This window comes from Microbispora bryophytorum (assembly GCF_006874465.1).
In the GTDB taxonomy this organism is placed as follows: domain Bacteria; phylum Actinomycetota; class Actinomycetes; order Streptosporangiales; family Streptosporangiaceae; genus Microbispora; species Microbispora bryophytorum.
Genome location: NZ_VIRL01000005.1, coordinates 117,103 through 132,265, shown reverse-complemented (window position 1 = coordinate 132,265; position 15,163 = coordinate 117,103). Strand labels below are relative to the sequence as shown.

General features: G+C 74.2%; 12 protein-coding genes. 5 read left to right on the top strand and 7 right to left on the bottom strand.

The annotated features are described in order from the left end of the window. Positions 1-20: 20 nt before the first annotated feature. The 3 genes from FLX07_RS12535 to FLX07_RS12525 are packed head-to-tail and all read right to left on the bottom strand — an operon-like array spanning position 21 to position 2,491. Positions 21-731 carry a haloacid dehalogenase-like hydrolase gene (locus FLX07_RS12535; RefSeq protein ID WP_142570866.1) on the bottom strand — a complete coding sequence of 237 codons (711 nt, stop codon included), beginning with the start codon at positions 729-731 and terminating at the stop codon, positions 21-23. Then, positions 728-1,333: a TetR/AcrR family transcriptional regulator gene (locus FLX07_RS12530; protein WP_142570864.1), complete on the bottom strand. Its 606-nt coding sequence runs from the start codon at positions 1,331-1,333 to the stop codon at positions 728-730. The genes FLX07_RS12535 and FLX07_RS12530 overlap by 4 nt, the downstream gene beginning before the upstream one ends. Positions 1,334-1,387: 54 nt before the next feature. Further along, complete coding sequence (locus FLX07_RS12525) at positions 1,388-2,491, bottom strand: enolase C-terminal domain-like protein (RefSeq protein WP_229689576.1); 1,104 nt, start codon at positions 2,489-2,491, stop codon at positions 1,388-1,390. 103 nt (positions 2,492-2,594) lie between these two features. Here FLX07_RS12525 and FLX07_RS12520 point away from each other — a divergent pair, with 103 nt between their 5' ends. Genes FLX07_RS12520 through FLX07_RS12505 form a run of 4 tightly spaced genes read left to right on the top strand, consistent with a single transcriptional unit; the run spans position 2,595 to position 8,867 of the window. Then, positions 2,595-4,361: a thiamine pyrophosphate-dependent enzyme gene (locus FLX07_RS12520; protein WP_142570860.1), complete on the top strand. Its 1,767-nt coding sequence runs from the start codon at positions 2,595-2,597 to the stop codon at positions 4,359-4,361. Between the two features lie 4 nt (positions 4,362-4,365). Further along, entirely contained in the window at positions 4,366-7,368 is a 3,003-nt protein-coding gene (locus FLX07_RS12515) for an FAD-binding and (Fe-S)-binding domain-containing protein (RefSeq protein WP_142570858.1), read from the top strand. After that, a complete protein-coding gene (locus FLX07_RS12510) occupies positions 7,365-7,856 on the top strand; it encodes a MarR family winged helix-turn-helix transcriptional regulator (protein ID WP_142570856.1) in 492 nt (163 codons plus the stop codon). Before FLX07_RS12515 ends, FLX07_RS12510 begins: the two co-directional genes overlap by 4 nt. Before the next feature lie 39 nt (positions 7,857-7,895). Further along, positions 7,896-8,867, top strand: a complete 972-nt coding sequence (locus FLX07_RS12505) for a zinc-binding alcohol dehydrogenase family protein (protein WP_142570853.1) — start codon at positions 7,896-7,898, stop codon at positions 8,865-8,867. 62 nt (positions 8,868-8,929) lie between these two features. On the opposite strand, the gene FLX07_RS12500 is transcribed toward FLX07_RS12505, so the two are convergent. After that, a complete protein-coding gene (locus FLX07_RS12500; protein ID WP_229689575.1) occupies positions 8,930-9,970 on the bottom strand; it encodes a family 2 encapsulin nanocompartment cargo protein polyprenyl transferase in 1,041 nt (346 codons plus the stop codon). 169 nt (positions 9,971-10,139) lie between these two features. On the opposite strand from FLX07_RS12500, the gene FLX07_RS12495 reads away from it, so the two are divergent. Beyond that, positions 10,140-11,075, top strand: coding sequence for an aldo/keto reductase (locus FLX07_RS12495; RefSeq protein ID WP_142570851.1), 936 nt, complete (start codon positions 10,140-10,142; stop codon positions 11,073-11,075). Here FLX07_RS12495 and FLX07_RS12490 read toward each other — a convergent pair whose 3' ends face one another. From FLX07_RS12490 to FLX07_RS12480, 3 genes are read right to left on the bottom strand one after another with little or no spacing between them, the layout of a single operon-like run. Next, complete coding sequence (locus FLX07_RS12490) at positions 11,076-11,744, bottom strand: ABC transporter ATP-binding protein (protein WP_142570849.1); 669 nt, start codon at positions 11,742-11,744, stop codon at positions 11,076-11,078. It abuts the gene before it with no gap. Further along, on the bottom strand, positions 11,737-12,708 hold the full coding sequence (locus FLX07_RS12485) for an ABC transporter ATP-binding protein (RefSeq protein WP_208762184.1): 972 nt from the start codon (positions 12,706-12,708) through the stop codon (positions 11,737-11,739). The genes FLX07_RS12490 and FLX07_RS12485 overlap by 8 nt, the downstream gene beginning before the upstream one ends. Beyond that, positions 12,692-15,163: an FtsX-like permease family protein gene (locus tag FLX07_RS12480; protein ID WP_142570847.1), complete on the bottom strand. Its 2,472-nt coding sequence runs from the start codon at positions 15,161-15,163 to the stop codon at positions 12,692-12,694. Before FLX07_RS12480 ends, FLX07_RS12485 begins: the two co-directional genes overlap by 17 nt.

The following is a 15,163-nucleotide window of genomic DNA, read 5'->3' as shown; positions in this document are numbered from 1 at the left end:
CGGCCGTCGTGGCGGCGCCGCTATGTCCCGGCCTGCCCGGCGGACCACAGGACGGTGACCTCTTCACCCAGCTCGGCCCGGACCCGCTGAAGGGTGCGCGGGCTGGGGTCGACCAGGCAACGCCGTGCCGCGGCCCGCAGCAGCGGCAGGTCGACGGCGCTGTCGGTGTAGGCGTGGGCCACCGGTATCGTGACGCCGATCTCCCGCAGCCGCTCCGGTTTGGCCGCGCCGTGGCAGCCGCGTACCGCCTTGAATGCGTGGCGGCCACGACGCAACTGCGCGGCGATCACCTCCACCCCGTCCAGGCCCAGACTCCGGCAGACGGCGGTGGCGAGCGGGTCGGCGCAGGCGGTGGCGACGACGACCCGATCACCGGCGTCCAGATGCGCCTGGAGCCGGTCCAGCGCCACGCTGATCCGGCGGGGCTCGGCGGTGTGCGCGACGGCGAACTCCTCCGCCAGGTCGAGGAAACGCTCCGGCGGCACCCCGGCCGTGGCCAGCCATATGAACCCCTGCGTCGCCCGCCGCCTGGTGGGCGGCAGGAGGAACAGCGGCACCAGCACCACCGCCGTGGTCAGGGCCACCGTCGCCCGTAACGGGCGCCGCAGCAGCAGCATGCGCAGGAAACGCGAGAACGAGTCGCCGCGTACGAGGGTGTCGTCGAGATCGAAGACGACGACGGGCCGTTCAGGGCGCGAAGCGGCGGAACGCGAAGCGGCGGGGCCGGTCATCGGTGCTCCCGGTTCTCCGGCAGGCCGAGCAGGCCGAGCAGGACCTCCAGGACCTCATGGGAGGACCGCGCCCCGGTGGCGCCGGGTAGCGCGTTCCAGATCCACAATTGCGCCAGCCCGTGCAGGGCCGCCCACAGCGCGCCGGTGACCTGCCGGTTGTCGGCCGCCGGGTTCCACCCCTCCGCCTGGCAGGCGCCCACCAGCGCAGCCAGGGTGTCGAACACCTCCAGGCTCGCCCCGGCCAGCTTCGGCTCCTGCGGATCGACGAGGTCGTGCCGGAACATCAGGGCGAACATGCCTGGCTGTTCGAGCGCGAACCCCACGTACTCGCTCGCGGCCGCCCGCAGTCGCTCGAAGGCGCCGGCCTGCGCGGGAAGGGCGCCGAGGACCCGTTCGCCCCGTGACGCCAGGTCGCCGAACCCCAGGGCCGCCACCGCCGACAACAGGGCCGCCCGCCCGGAGAAGTGCCGGAGCGGCGCGCTGTGCGACACCCCCGCCTCCCGTGCGATGGCACGCAGGGTGACGGTCCCGGGGTCGCCCTCGGCGACCATCCCCCTCGCCACCGCGATCAGATGATCGCGAAGGCCGATCTCCACGTCCATGTGGACAGTGTCTACACCACCGGTGTAGACACTGTCCACAAAGACTGCCTCGCGCTAGGCGACGCGGTACGGCTCGGCCACTCCGGCGCGCAGCGACAGGCCGTGGCCCGGCGCGTCCGATGGGCTTACGGCGCCTCCCGTGGGATCGGCCGCGCCATCGAACAGGTCGCCCTCGATGCGCACGTGGTCGTGGAACCACTCGATGTGGCGCAGGTTCGGCGTCGCGGCGGCGACCGGCGCGTGCAGGTTGGGCGCGCAGTGCGCCGACACCTCCAGCCCGTGCCCGGCGGCGATCGCCGCCGCGCCGGACCAGCCCGTGTAGCCGCCGCAGCGGGTCGCGTCGATCTGCAGGCAGTCGACCGCGCCCGCCGCGCACATGCGGGTGAAGTAGACGAGGTCGCCGCCGTACTCCCCGGCCGCGACGTCGGCGTCGGCCCGCTCGCGCACCAGGCGCAGCCCGGCCAGGTCGTCGGAGGACACCGGCTCCTCGAACCACCGCACGTCGTGGTCGCGCATGCGGCGTTCGATCCGCACGGCCTGCTTCGCGCCGTAGCCGCCGTTGGCGTCCACGTACAGCTCCGCGGCGTCCCCGACGACGCGGCGGGCGAGCGCCACGCGGTGCAGGTCGCGGGCGGGCGCGGCGCCCGCGGACTCCCCGATCTTGATCTTGACGCGGGGGATGCCCTGCTCGTGCGCCCAGTGCGCGAGCTGCGCCGTCGTGACGTCGTCGTCGTAGGTGGTGAACCCGCCCGAGCCGTACACGGGCACGGACCTCCTGGCCAGGCCGAACAGGCGGGCGAGCGGCACCCCGAGCAGCCGGGCCTTGAGGTCCCAGAGCGCGACGTCGACCGCGGAGATCGCATACCCGGCGACGCCCGTGCGGCCCGCGTTGCGCACCCGGCGGACCATCGCGGTCCACAGGCCCGGCACGTCCATGGGGTCGCCCCCTCGCACCACCGGCGCGAGCAGATCCGTGACGACCGCCGCGGCGGCGGCCGGCGCGTAGGTCCAGCCGAGCCCGGCCGCCTCCCCGGCGTCCGCGCGGACCACCACCATCGTGGTCGCGTCCCAGCTCAGCGTGCCGTCGGCCTCCGGGCGGTCGGTCGGCACGCGGTAGGCCGACACGTGGAGGTCCCTGATCACGAGGTCCCTGATCACGGCCGTCCCCCTACCCTGGCGTGCCCCCCGGACTCTGGATCGGAGGAAAGATTTTCCATGCGGTGAGTGTTCGGCTTCCCATTCCGGGGGCAGCGCGGCACGTATGACGGAAATCGCCGCAGAAGTACTCATCAGACGGCTCGCCGACTGGGGGGTCGACACCGTCTTCGGGCTCCCCGGTGACGGCATCAACGGCATCATGGAAGGGCTGCGCCGCCACACCGATCGTGTCCGCTTCGTGCTGGTGCATCACGAGGAGGCGGCCGCGTTCATGGCGGCCGCGCACGCCAAGGCCACCGGCCGCATCGGGGTGTGCCTGGCCACCTCGGGCCCCGGCGGGATCCACCTGCTCAACGGCCTGTACGACGCCAAGCTCGACCACCAGCCGGTGTTGGCCATCACGGGCATGCAGGAGACCAGCGTGCTGGGCACCGGCTACCAGCAGGAGGTCCACCTCGACCGGCTGTATGAGGACGTGGCGGAGTACAACCTCGTGGTGGACAACCCGGCCCAACTGCCGGGAGTGGTGGACATCGCCATCCGCACGGCGTACGCGCGGCGCGGGGTGGCCCACCTGTGCCTGCCCAACGACGTCCAGGTGGCCCCCGCCGACGCCGACCCCTACCAGCACGTCGCCCCCGCGCGGCCCCCCGCGACCGCCCCCATCTATCTGTCCCCGCCCGGCGTGCCGCGTCAGGAGGACCTGCGGGCCGCCGCCGAGGTGCTCAACGCGGCCCGGCGGCCCGCGATCCTGGCCGGGGCCGGCGCCCTGCACGCCCGCGAGGAGGTGCTGGCCATCGCCGAGGCGCTGGGCGCCCCCGTGATCAAGACGCTGCCCGGCAAGGCGGTCATCCCCGACGACTCGCCGTACGCGGTGGGCGGGATCGGCCTGCTCGGCACGAAGCCGGGCGAGGAGCTGGTCGAGGACTGCGACACCCTGCTGATGGTCGGCACCAACTTCCCCTACACCAAGCACCTGCCGGAGCCCGGCAGGGTCCGCGTCGTGCAGATCGACGCCGACCCCGCCCGCGCGGGCGTGCGCATGCCGACCGAGGTGCCGATGGTCGGCGACGCCAAGGAGGGGCTGGCCGCGCTGCTGCCGCTGCTGCATCGCGTCGACGACCGGGCGCACCTGGAGAAGTACCAGAAGGCCATGGCCGAATGGCGGAAGAACATGGCCGCGCTGGAGAACCCGGAGCGCGCCCCGATCGCCCCGCAGTACCTGATCGGCTGCGTGGACCGGGCCGCCTCCAACGACGCCATCCTCACCTGCGACTCCGGCACGATCGCGACCTGGGCGGCCCGGCACTGGACGATCCGCGGCGACCGGGAGTTCTACCTGTCGGGCAACCTCGCCACGATGGCCCCCGGCCTGCCGTACGCGATCGCGGCGCAGCTCGCCCACCCCGACCGGCAGGTGATCGCGTTCATCGGCGACGGCGGCTTCGCGATGCTGATGGCCGAGTTCCTCACCGCGGCCCGGCTCGGCCTGCCGATCACGGTGGTGGTGAACAACAACGACTCGCTCGGCCAGATCCTGTGGGAGCAGATGGTGCTGGGATATCCCGAGCACGGGGTCAGGTTCGGCGAGCCGTCCTCCGACTTCTCCGCCTGGGCCCGCTCCTGCGGCGGGTACGGCCGCAAGGTCACCGACCCCGCCGACGTGGACGAGGCCGTACGGCAGGCCCTCGCCCATCCTGGGCCGGCGCTGGTGGACGTGGACGTCGACCCGAACGAGCCGCCCATGCCGGGCAAGGTCGCCCGCGACCAGGCGGTCAAGTTCGCCGAGGCGTTCCTGAAGGGGCAGCCGCACAAGGCGGCCATCGCGACGACGCTGTTCAAGGACAAGATCTCTCAATTGGGGCGGTGACGCCATGACGGACCAGGTACTCGTTCCCGGGCCCGTGACCACCCGGCCGCGCGGGCCGTACGTGCGGCTGCGCGACCTGGAGCGGGACCTCGCCGCCCGGGTGGACGGCGAGGTCAGGTTCGATCCGGGCAGCCGGGGGGCCTACTCCACCGACGGATCGAACTACCGGCAGGTGCCGCTCGGGGTGGTGGTGCCGCGCTCGGTCGACGCGGCGGCCGAGGCGATCGCCGTCTGCCGGGAGCACGGCGCGCCCATCACCTCACGGGGCGGCGGGACGAGCCTGGGCGGTCAGACCTGCAACGCCGCCGTCGTCATCGACTGGTCCAAGTACTGCCACCGGCTGGTGTCGGTGGACGCCGCGGCCCGCACCTGCGTGGTCGAGCCCGGCATCGTGCTCGACGTGCTGAACCGGCTGCTGGCCGACACCGGCCTGACGTTCGGGCCGCGCCCGTCCACCCACTCCCAGTGCACGCTCGGCGGCATGATCGGCAACAACTCCTGCGGCTCGACCGCCCAGGCGTACGGCAAGACCGCCGACAACATCGCGCGGCTGGAGATCCTCACCTACGACGGCCAGCGGATGTGGGTGGGGCCGACCGGCGAGGAGGAGTTCGACCGGATCGTCGCCGAGGGCGGGCCGAGGGCGCGGATCTACCGCGAGCTGCGCGCGATCGTGGACGAGCACTCCGACGAGATCCGCCGCCGCTTCCCCGACATCCCCCGCCGGGTGTCGGGCTACAACCTCGACCAGCTCCTGCCCGAAGCCGGGTTCGACCTGGCCAGAGCGCTGGTCGGGTCGGAGGGCACGCTGGTCACCGTGCTGCGGGCCGAGCTGCGCCTGGTGCCCGCGCCCAAGGCCGAGTGCCTCGTCCTGCTCGGCTACCACGACATCGACGTGGCCGCCGACGCCGTGCCGCGCATCGCCCGCTACGGCCCGCTCCAGCTGGAGGGGGTGGACGACAAGCTCGTGGACTACGAGCGGCGCAAGCACATGCATCCCGACGCCCTCAAGCGGCTGCCGGAGGGCGGCGGCTGGCTGATGGTCTCCTTCGGCGCCGGCTCCCAGAAGGAGGCGGACGCCAAGGCGTGTGAACTGCTGAAAGAGCTGAAGGGCAGCGAGCACGCGCCGCACATCTCCTTCATCGACGACGCCAAGATTGAGAAGGAGCTGTGGGAGGTCCGCGAGTCCGGGCTCGGCGCCACCGCCCGCGTGCCCGGCATGCGCGAGACGTGGGAGGGCTTCGAAGACTCGGCCGTCCCGCCGGACAGACTCGGCGGCTACCTGCGCGACCTGCGCCGCCTGTTCGAGGAGTTCGGCTACGGCGACGCCTCCCTGTACGGCCACTTCGGGCAGGGCTGCGTGCACACCCGCATCCCGTTCGACCTGGTGACTGCCGAGGGGGTGGCGGCCTTCCGCGCCTTCCTCGAACGGGCCGCCGACCTTGTCATCTCCTACGGCGGCTCGCTGTCGGGCGAGCACGGCGACGGGCAGGCCAGGGGCGAGCTGCTGCCCAAGATGTTCGGCCCCGCGGTCATGACCGCCTTCGAGCGGGTCAAGGCCGTCTTCGATCCCGGTGACCGGATGAACCCGGGCAAGGTCGTCGCGCCGTACCGGCTGGACGAGAACCTGCGGCTCGGCCCCGAGTGGACGCCCGCCGACCCGGCCGTCCACTTCGGCTACCCCGACGATGAGGGCAGCTTCCAGCGGGCCGTCATGCGGTGCGTGGGGGTCGGCCAATGCCGCGAGCACACCGGCGGGGTGATGTGCCCGTCCTACCGGGCCACCGGCGAGGAGGAGCACTCCACCCGCGGGCGCTCCCGGCTGCTGTTCGAGATGCTGAACGGCCACGCCGACTCCGCGGTGCGGGACGGCTGGCGCTCCACCGCCGTGCACGACGCCCTCGACCTGTGCCTGGCCTGCAAGGGCTGCAAGCACGACTGCCCGATGCAGGTCGACATGGCGACGTACAAGGCCGAGTTCCTCGCCCACCACTACGCCCGCAGGATCAGGCCCATGGACCACTACGTCATGGGGTGGCTGCCGGTGTGGGCCCGCGTCGCCGCGCTGGCCCCCGGCGTGGTCAACGCGCTGGCGCACGCGCCCGTGCTGTCCGGGCTCGGCAAGCGCCTGGCGGGGCTCGAACCGGCCCGGCCGGTGCCGGAGTTCGCGCGGGTCCGCTTCAGCGACTGGTATCGGCGGCGCGGGACGCGCGGCGGGGGCGAGCGGGGGCCCGTGGTGCTGTGGCCGGACACCTTCACCGACAACCTCCACCCCCACATCGGCCGCGCCGCCGTCGAGGTGCTGGAGGCGGCGGGCTATCGCGTGCTGATCCCGCCGCGCACGCTGTGCTGCGGCCTGACGTGGATATCGACCGGCCAGCTCGGCGTTGCGCGCCGGGTGCTGCGCCGCACCGTGCGGACCCTCGCCCCGGCGTTGCGCCGCGGCATCCCGATCGTCGGGCTGGAGCCGAGTTGCACGGCGGTGTTCCGCGCCGACGCGCCCGAGATGTTCGCGCACGACCGGGACTTCGCCCGGCTGCGCGAGCAGACCAGGACCCTCGCTGAGCTGCTGAGCGCGACCGACGGGTGGGATCCGCCCCGGATCGACCGGGACGCCGTCGCCCAGCCGCACTGCCACCACCACTCGGTGCTCGGCTTCGAGACCGACCGGGCCCTGCTGTCGCGGGCCGGCGTGCGGGTGGAGGCGGTGGGCGGCTGCTGCGGCCTCGCCGGGAACTTCGGCTTCACCGCCGGTCACCTGGAGGTGTCGATGACCTGCGCGGAGCACGAGATCCTGCCGGCCATCCGCGCCGCCGACGCCCGCACGGTCGTCCTCGCCGACGGCTTCAGCTGCCGTACGCAGATCGAGCAGGCGGGGGTGGGACGCCAGGCGATCCACCTCGCGGAGTTGCTCGCGGCCGGGGTGCGCGGCACACCGCTGGGCGACCACCCCGAGTGGCGCGCCGCGCGCAGGCCCGGCCCGCCGCGGGTCCTGGGGACGCGATGAGCGCCGGAGCCCTGAATTCCGGAGCCCTGGATTCCGGAGCGTCGCACGAGACCGACCCCGCGCTGGAGGAGGACGCGTGGTCGGTCGAGGACGCCTCGCTCGCCCTGGTGGAGATGACCCTCAACGCGGTGGCCCGCGGCTCCGACCTGTCGGTCACCCAGTTACGGGTGCTGCTCGCGGTCGACCGGCACGGCCCGCTGAACCTGAGCGGGCTCGCCGCCCTGCTGGGCATGTCGGTCTCGGCCGCGGGCCGTCTGGTGGCCCGCCTGCACACCGCCGGGCTGCTGACGCGCCTGCTGTCCCCGCACAGCCGCCGTGAGGTCAGCATCGACGTCACCGAGACCGGCCGACGCTCGCTCGAACGCATCCGCGCGGCGCGGCGCGGGCAGATCGCCATCGCGCTGCGCCGTCTGCCCCCGGGCAGTCGCCGTACGCTCGCGCAGACCCTGCGCGAGCTCACCGCGGCGGCCGAGGCGGACACCCGCTAGCCCCGTTTTCCGCCCGACCTGTGACGTCTGGGGGCCGCCATGCGTGCCATCGTGATCGAGAGATTCGGCGGACCGGAGTGCCTGGTGTACCGGGAACTGCCGGAGCCCGAGCCCGCGGCGGGCCACGTCGTCATCGAGGTGAAGGCGTTCGGCCTCAACCATGCCGAGTTGCACATGCGCAGGGGCGAATGGGCCGAGGCCGCGCCGGTGAGCGGCATCGAGTGCGTCGGCCTCGTCCACGCCTGCCCCAGCGGCGAGTTCCCCATCGGAGCCAGGGTGGCCGCGCTGATGGGCGGCCTCGGCCGCACCGTCAACGGCAGCTACGCGGAGTACACCCGGGCGCCCGCGTCCAACGTGGCGCTCATCGACTCCGACCTGCCGTGGGCGGATCTCGCAGCGATCCCCGAGACGTACGCCACCGCCTGGACCTGCCTGTTCCGCAACCTGGAGATCAGCCGAGGGCAGACCCTGGTCGTCCGGGGCGGGACCTCCTCCTTCGGCCAGGCCGCGATCAACCTCGCGGTGGACGCCGGCGTGCGGGTCATCGCCACCACCCGCGACCCTGACCGGTTCCGTCTGCTGGAAGAGCTCGGCGCGGAGCGCGGCGAACTGGACAGACCCGATCTCGGCCGGCGGATACCCGAGGCCAAGCGCCTGGACGCCGTGCTCGACCTGGTGGGCAACAGCACCATCCTGGACTCCTTGGCGATGCTGCGCCGGGGCGGGCGCGCCTGCCTGGCCGGATGGCTGGGAGGCCTCGACCCGATCCCCGATTTCAACCCGCTGGCGCAGATGGCCAGTGGCGTCCATCTGACCTTCTTCGCCAGTTTCGTCTTCGGCACCCCGGGGTTTCCGTTGTCCGACGTGCCGCTGCACGCCATCGCCGACAAGGTGGCGGCCGGCCGCCTTCGGGGGAGACCGTCGCGGGTGTTCCGCTTCGAGGAGATCAGGGAGGCGCATCGCGTGATGGAGGCCGGGGAGGCGGGCGGCAAGATGGTGGTCGTCCTCTGAGATTCGAGCCGCGTTCCCCGGCGGGTGATCAGACCGGCGGTGTGGCCGCCCGCGTGGACGACCTAGCGGTCGCGGTCGGCGGCGAGGCGGGCCAGGGCCTCCAGACCCGCCGCCGGCCCCGGCGCCGGCTCCGCCGACCGCAGCGCCTCCAGCGCCTCGGACAGCAGGTCGTCGACCCTGGCGAGGCTCCACGCCCGTCCGCCCGCCTCGTCCACCAGCCGTGCCGCGCGTGCGAGGTCGGTCTGCGCGAGCGGGTGACGGTACAGCACGGCGAGCGCCCGCCCGGCCGACGTGCCCGACGTCAGCGCGGCGACGACCGGCAGGGACTTCTTCCGGTTGCGCAGGTCGGAGTGCACGGGTTTGCCGGTGACGGCCGGGTCGCCCCAGATGCCCAGCAGGTCGTCGACGATCTGGAACGCCAGCCCCACGCGCTCGCCGAACACCCTCAGGAAGGCCGTCTGCTCGGTGGTGGCGCCCCCCGAAAGACCGGCGGCCTGCAGCGCGCCGAGGGCGCAGGCGCAGCCGAACAGCGCGCCCGTCTTGCCCTCCGCCATGCGGAGGCACTCCCCCAGGCTCACGTCCCCGCGTTCCTCGAAGCCGAGGTCGGCGCTCTGGCCGTCCAGCAGCGACTGGACACAGCGGGCCAGCGTGCGCGCGCTGTCGGCGGGCCGGCCTCCCTCGGCGAGCACGGCGAAGGCCAGCGCCAGCAGGGAGTCGCCGGCCAGGATGGCCTCGGAGCGCCCGAAGACGTTCCACACCGTGGGACGGTGGCGGCGGACCGCGTCACCGTCCATCACGTCGTCGTGGACGAGGGAGAAGTTGTGCACCAGCTCGACCGCGACCGCGGCCGGCAGTGCCGTGTCCGGGTCTCCCCCGGCGCTTTCGGCCGCCAGGAGCGTGAACGCGGGCCGGAGGGCCTTTCCTCCGCCCGCCGGCGTCGGCCGCCCCCGCGCGTCCCACCATCCGAAGTGGTATCCCGCCACCCGGCGCATCGACGGAGGCAGGGTGCCGACCGCACGGCGCAGGGCGGGCTCCACGAGGTCGCGCGTCCGGGCGAGCACGTCCGCCGCGGTCCGCACTCCCTCTGCAACCGGTTCCGTCACGCTCCCACCACCTCGGGCTCGGTTGGACCCCACAGGCCGGCTGGACTTGTCGGCATACCCCGGCCGTCCTCTCACCACACGTGCTTCCCGCTCACCGCCGGGGCGCGCACATCCGCGAACTCAGCCCTCGTGGCCGGCACCCGCTCGCCATCTCCTAACGTGGTTCCCTATGCGGAAATGGGTGCAGGAGATGGGTCTCGGGCTCGCCGCGCTCGGGCGTCCGGCGTACATCACGCTCGGCCGGGACGAAGACCTCGGCGGCGACCGCGACGTGGCGGCGATGCGGGCGCGCACCTGGGAGGTGCTGGACGCCGCCCGGGCGGCGGGCGTGCGCTACTACGACACGGCCCGCTCCTACGGCCTGGCGGAGGAGTTCCTCGCGGGCTGGCTGGCCGACCGGGGCATCCGGCCCGGCGAGGTCGAGGCCGGGTCGAAGTGGGGGTACGAGTACGTCGGCGGCTGGCGCATGGACGCCGGCCGCCACGAGGAGAAGGACCTGTCGGCCGCGCGGCTGCGCCGCCAGCTCGGCGAGACCCGGGAGCTGCTCGGCGAGCATCTGTCGCTCTACCAGATCCATTCCGCCACGGTCGAAAGCGGGGTGCTCGACGACGAGGAGGTGCTCGGCGAGCTGCGCGCCCTGCGCGCCGAGGGCGTCGCCGTGGGCCTGTCCACCACCGGCCCCCGGCAGGCCGCGACGATCGACGAAGCGATCGCGACCGGGCTCTTCGACACCGTGCAGTCGACGTGGAACCTGCTGGAGCGCTCGGCCGGCGAGGCCCTGGCCCGGGCGCACGCGGCCGGCCTCGGCGTGATCGTCAAGGAGGGCGTGGCCAACGGCAGGCTGACCGCCCGCGGCGCGCCGCCGGCGCTGGTGCGCGCGGCACGCGAACGCGGCGTCACCCCCGACGCCCTGGCGCTGGCCGCCGTGCTCGCCCGCCCGTGGGCGGGGATCGTGCTGAGCGGCGCGGCCACGACCGCCCAGCTCGCCGAGAACCTGGCGGCGACCGCCGTCACCTGGGACGACGCGGCCGAGGAGGCGCTCGCCGAGCTGGCGGAGGACGCCGAGACCTACTGGGCCCGCCGCGCCGCCCTCCCCTGGAGCTGACTAGGCGCGGAGCTCACCGTCCGTGAGTTCCAGGACGCGGTCGGCCAGGCCGACGAGGCCCTCGTCGTGCGTGGCCACCAGCGCGGTGACGCCCTCGCCCCGGACGAGCACCCGGAGCAGCTCCATGATCTGGAGGGCGGTCCGGGAGTCGAGCTGACCGGTCGGCTCGTCGGCGAGCAGCAGGCGGGGCCGGTTGGCCAGGGCCCTGGCGATGGCCACGCGCTGCTGCTGGCCGCCCGACAGCTCGTAGGGCCGCTGCGCGGCCTGGCCGGACAGCCCGACCAGGGACAGCAGCACCTTCACCCGCTCGTCCCTGTCCTTGGCGGGCACCCGCGCCAGCCGCAGCGGCACGCCCACGTTCTCGGCGGCCGACAGCACCGGGATCAGCCGGAACGACTGGAAGACGAACCCGACGACGTCGCGGCGCAGCCGCAGCAGGCCCTCCTCGGGCAGCTCGGGCACCGGCTGCCCCGCTACCCGCACCCGCCCCGCGTCGGGCCGGTCCAGGCCGCCGACCAGGTTGAGCAGCGTCGTCTTGCCCGCGCCGGAACGGCCGCGGATCGCGACCAGCTCGCCGGGGTGCGCCTCGAAGGAGACCCCTCTCAGGGCGCGCACGCCCTTGGGGTAGGTCTTGCGCAGGTCCTCGACGACGACCAGCGGCTCACTCATTCGTCTCTTCCTCCGCGTCGTCCGCGTCCTCCGCGTCGCTGCCGGTGGCCGAGGGCCAGACCCCGATGTGGTCGCGTTCGAGCTCCAGGCGCACCCGGTGCTCCATGGACAGGGCGTCGATGAACTCCCTCGGCAGCTGCAGGCGCCCGGCCCGGTCCAGCACCGCGTACTCCTCGGCGACCACCCTCCCGTCGGAGGAGGTGCGGCGGAGCGTCTCGCTGGAGGTGCGGCCGTCCCGGATGCCGATGGTCCGGTCGACCTGCCGCGACACCATCGGGTCGTGCGTCACGACGACGGTCGTGACCCCGAGCTCGCGGTTGGCGTGGCGCAGCACGCCGAAGACCGTCTCGGCGCTGTCGCTGTCCAGCTCCCCGGTGGGCTCGTCGGTGAGCACCACCTCGGGCGCGTTGGCCAGAGCCACGGCGACGGCCACCCGCTGCTGCTCGCCGCCGGACATCTCCCCGGGCCGCCGGTCCGCACGGTCCGCCATCCCCGTCAGCTCCAGCAGCTCGTCCGTACGGGACGACCTGGCCCGCCGGGACGTGCCGCCCGCCAGCCTCATGGGGAGCATGACGTTCTCCCGCGCGGTGAGATACGGCAGCAGGTTGCGGGCGGTCTCCTGCCAGACGAAGCCGACGACCGAACGCCGGTAGCGGAGGCGGTCGCGCGGGGTCATGGACAGCAGGTCGATCCCGGCGACCCGGGCCAGCCCAGCCGTGGGCACGTCGAGCCCCGACAGGATGTTGAGCAGCGTCGACTTGCCCGATCCCGAGGCGCCGACGATCGCCACCAGCTCACCCCGGCCGATGAGCAGGTCGAGGCCCTGCAGGGCGACCACCTCGACCGCGGCCGACCCCTCGGTCTTGTAGATCCGCACGAGGTTGTCGCACAGGATGTGGGCGTCCGCGCCGAACGCGGGACCGCCCCGCGCGGCCCGGGCCTCCAGGTCAGCCAGCGTGTCCACGGCTTCCTCCCAGGTAGGCGCCCGCGAGGGCGACGGCGGCGACCCCGGCGGCCAGCGCGCCGGCCAGGGCAGCGGGCAGGATGGGCAGGGCCGCACCTGCGGCCAGGGCGCCGGGGCGCCCTCCCGCGTACGCCGACAGGTCGATGCCCGGCCCGAGCAGCGCGGGCATGGCGAGACCGGCCGCCAGCCCGGCGACGGCGGTCAGGACGAGCAGCGGGGCCGCCTCCAGGACGGTGATCAGCCCGGCCTGCCTGCGGGTGAGGCCGAGGGCGCGCAGCAGGCCGAGGTCCTCCGCCCGCCGGGCCGCGCCTCCGGTCAGGGCGATCGCGACGGCCGCCAGCGCGTACGCGGCCAGCGCCGCGGCGGCGACCCGCAGCGTGGCGGTCAGCGCCGCCGTCAGCGGCGTGCCGGTGATGTCGGCGAGCGCGCCCGCCACGGTCGTCATGCGCGCGCCGGACGGCAGCAGCGGCCTGACCGCGCCGGCGTCTCCCGCGATCAGCAGCGTGTTGGCGTGCTCGGGAGCCGCGGGGAGGACGATGAGAGCGCCGTCGCCCGCCCGCACCCCCGGCATCGCGTCGACGGTCCCCGCCGGGGTGACCGTCGTCCGCACGGGCCAGCCGATCTCGAAGCTCCGCATGGCGGACAGGTCGTGCGACACCAGCGCGCCCGTCGCCCGCGCCGGGCGGCCGGGCAGGCGCAGGGGGCTGCCCGCGACCAGCCGGCGGTAGGCGTCGAGGTCGACCGCGACGACCGTGGCCGGCCGCCCGCCGAAGCCCACCTCGGCGGTCGTCGTCCCGACGGCGGCCGGGACGACGGCCCTGACGCCCGGCGCGTGGACGATCCGCTCCAGCGTCTCCCGGGGGATGCCCTGCTCGCGCTCCACCCTGATCTCGGCGCCGGCCCGCTCCCACGCCGCCTGCCGCTGGGCGTCCTCCAGGCCCCCGGCGGCGACCATTCCGTACGCCGCCAGCGCGACGGCCGGCAGCAGCGTGAGCACCGGCAGCGCGGCTCCCGGCACGGCCCGGGCGGCGGCGAGCCCGAGGAACGGAACGGCGGCGGTGCGGCGGGCGGCGGCCCGGAAGGCCAGGTGGATCACGGCCGGGCCGCCGCGCAGCACCGCCAGCGCGGCGGCCAGCGTCAGCAGCACGGGGGCCGGCGCGAGGAACGCGTCGCCGGTGCCGAGGCCGCGTGTGCGCATCAGACGCAGGCTCGCCAGGGCGACGACGAGCACCAGGATCTCCATCACGATCCGGCGGGCCGCGCTTCCGGTCAGCCATCCTTGAGCCCGCCGTCGTGGGGAGTGGCGCCTCGGGGAGTGGCGCAGCGCGACGGCGGCGCAGGCGATCGCGACGGTCCCCGCCGCCAGCGCGGCGGGTCCCAGCCGCGCTGGCGCCGTCGTGGCGCCCGGCACGAGGCCCGCGGCCGCCTGGCCCGCCGCGGCCGCCGGCACCGCCGCGAGCGCGACCGCTCCCCCGCAGGCGAGCACGACCTGGGCCAGGGACGCGCCGCGTGCGCGCATCAGCAGCAGGGCGCCGTGCACCCGCCGCACGAGCAGCAGCACGGCCAGGGCCGTGGTGCCCAGGCACACGACGGCCAGCCCACTCAGGAACACGGTGATGAGCGCGCGTGTGACGGCCAGCCGGTCCAAGTACTCCCGCAGCATGCGGTCGAACCCGGTCGACAGGGTCAGTTCGAGGTCCTGCCTGTCCAGGCGGCGGCCGAACTCCTCCACGGCCGCGAGCACGGCCGCCGTGTCGCCCGCGGTGACGCGGTCCGGCACGGGGGTGACGAGCCATCGGAAGATCATGGGCAGTTCGGCGCCCGCGAGGCTGTCGCCGTCGGTGAGCGCGGTGACGATCAGGTCGTCCTCCGTGGCGAGCGGCACCCGGTTGTGGATGACATAGGTGAGGTCCGGCTCAAGGGCCCAGAACCGGTCGGCGGGACGCGCCGGCTCGAACAGGCCGGTGACCTTCGCGGTCAGCTCGCCGAGGCGGACCGTGTCACCTGTTCTGATCGACATCTCCGCGGCGGCGGCCGCGGGGACCGCCACCTCGAGACGAGTGCCCGAGCCGGGGCCCGGGGGGCCGCCCTCGACGTACCGCACCCGCCGGTCCGCCCCGGAGACCCATTTCAGCGTCAGGTATCGATGCGCCTGGCCGTTGATCAGCACCGGCAAGGCGGAGAAATCGAAGAGCGGGTCGGGATCGGCGACCTCCCGCAGCGCCGGGGGAAGCAGGGCGCGCCAGGCGGTGTCCGCCCCGGCCGCGTCGGCCGTCGTCCGCATGGGCCTCAGGTCGAAGCCCCGGGTGTGCCGGACCGTCAGCGAGGCCGTGCCGGGCGGGGCGGCGCCGATGAGCGACCTGGCCGCCGCGTCGAGGGAGGACTCGACCATCCGGGGCAGGGCCGAGACGACCAGGGCGGCGCCGAACACCAGCGCGGCCAGCAGTGCCGCCAC

Excerpts from the sequence above, each read along its gene's own strand:
- FLX07_RS12535 (WP_142570866.1), bottom strand. The coding sequence starts at position 731 with ATGACCGGCCCCGCCGCTTCGCGTTCCGCCGCTTCGCGCCCTGAACGG.
- FLX07_RS12530 (WP_142570864.1), bottom strand. The coding sequence starts at position 1,333 with ATGGACGTGGAGATCGGCCTTCGCGATCATCTGATCGCGGTGGCGAGG.
- FLX07_RS12520 (WP_142570860.1), top strand. The coding sequence starts at position 2,595 with ATGACGGAAATCGCCGCAGAAGTACTCATCAGACGGCTCGCCGACTGG.
- FLX07_RS12515 (WP_142570858.1), top strand. The coding sequence starts at position 4,366 with ATGACGGACCAGGTACTCGTTCCCGGGCCCGTGACCACCCGGCCGCGC.
- FLX07_RS12510 (WP_142570856.1), top strand. The coding sequence starts at position 7,365 with ATGAGCGCCGGAGCCCTGAATTCCGGAGCCCTGGATTCCGGAGCGTCG.
- FLX07_RS12505 (WP_142570853.1), top strand. The coding sequence starts at position 7,896 with ATGCGTGCCATCGTGATCGAGAGATTCGGCGGACCGGAGTGCCTGGTG.
- FLX07_RS12495 (WP_142570851.1), top strand. The coding sequence starts at position 10,140 with ATGCGGAAATGGGTGCAGGAGATGGGTCTCGGGCTCGCCGCGCTCGGG.
- FLX07_RS12490 (WP_142570849.1), bottom strand. The coding sequence starts at position 11,744 with ATGAGTGAGCCGCTGGTCGTCGTCGAGGACCTGCGCAAGACCTACCCC.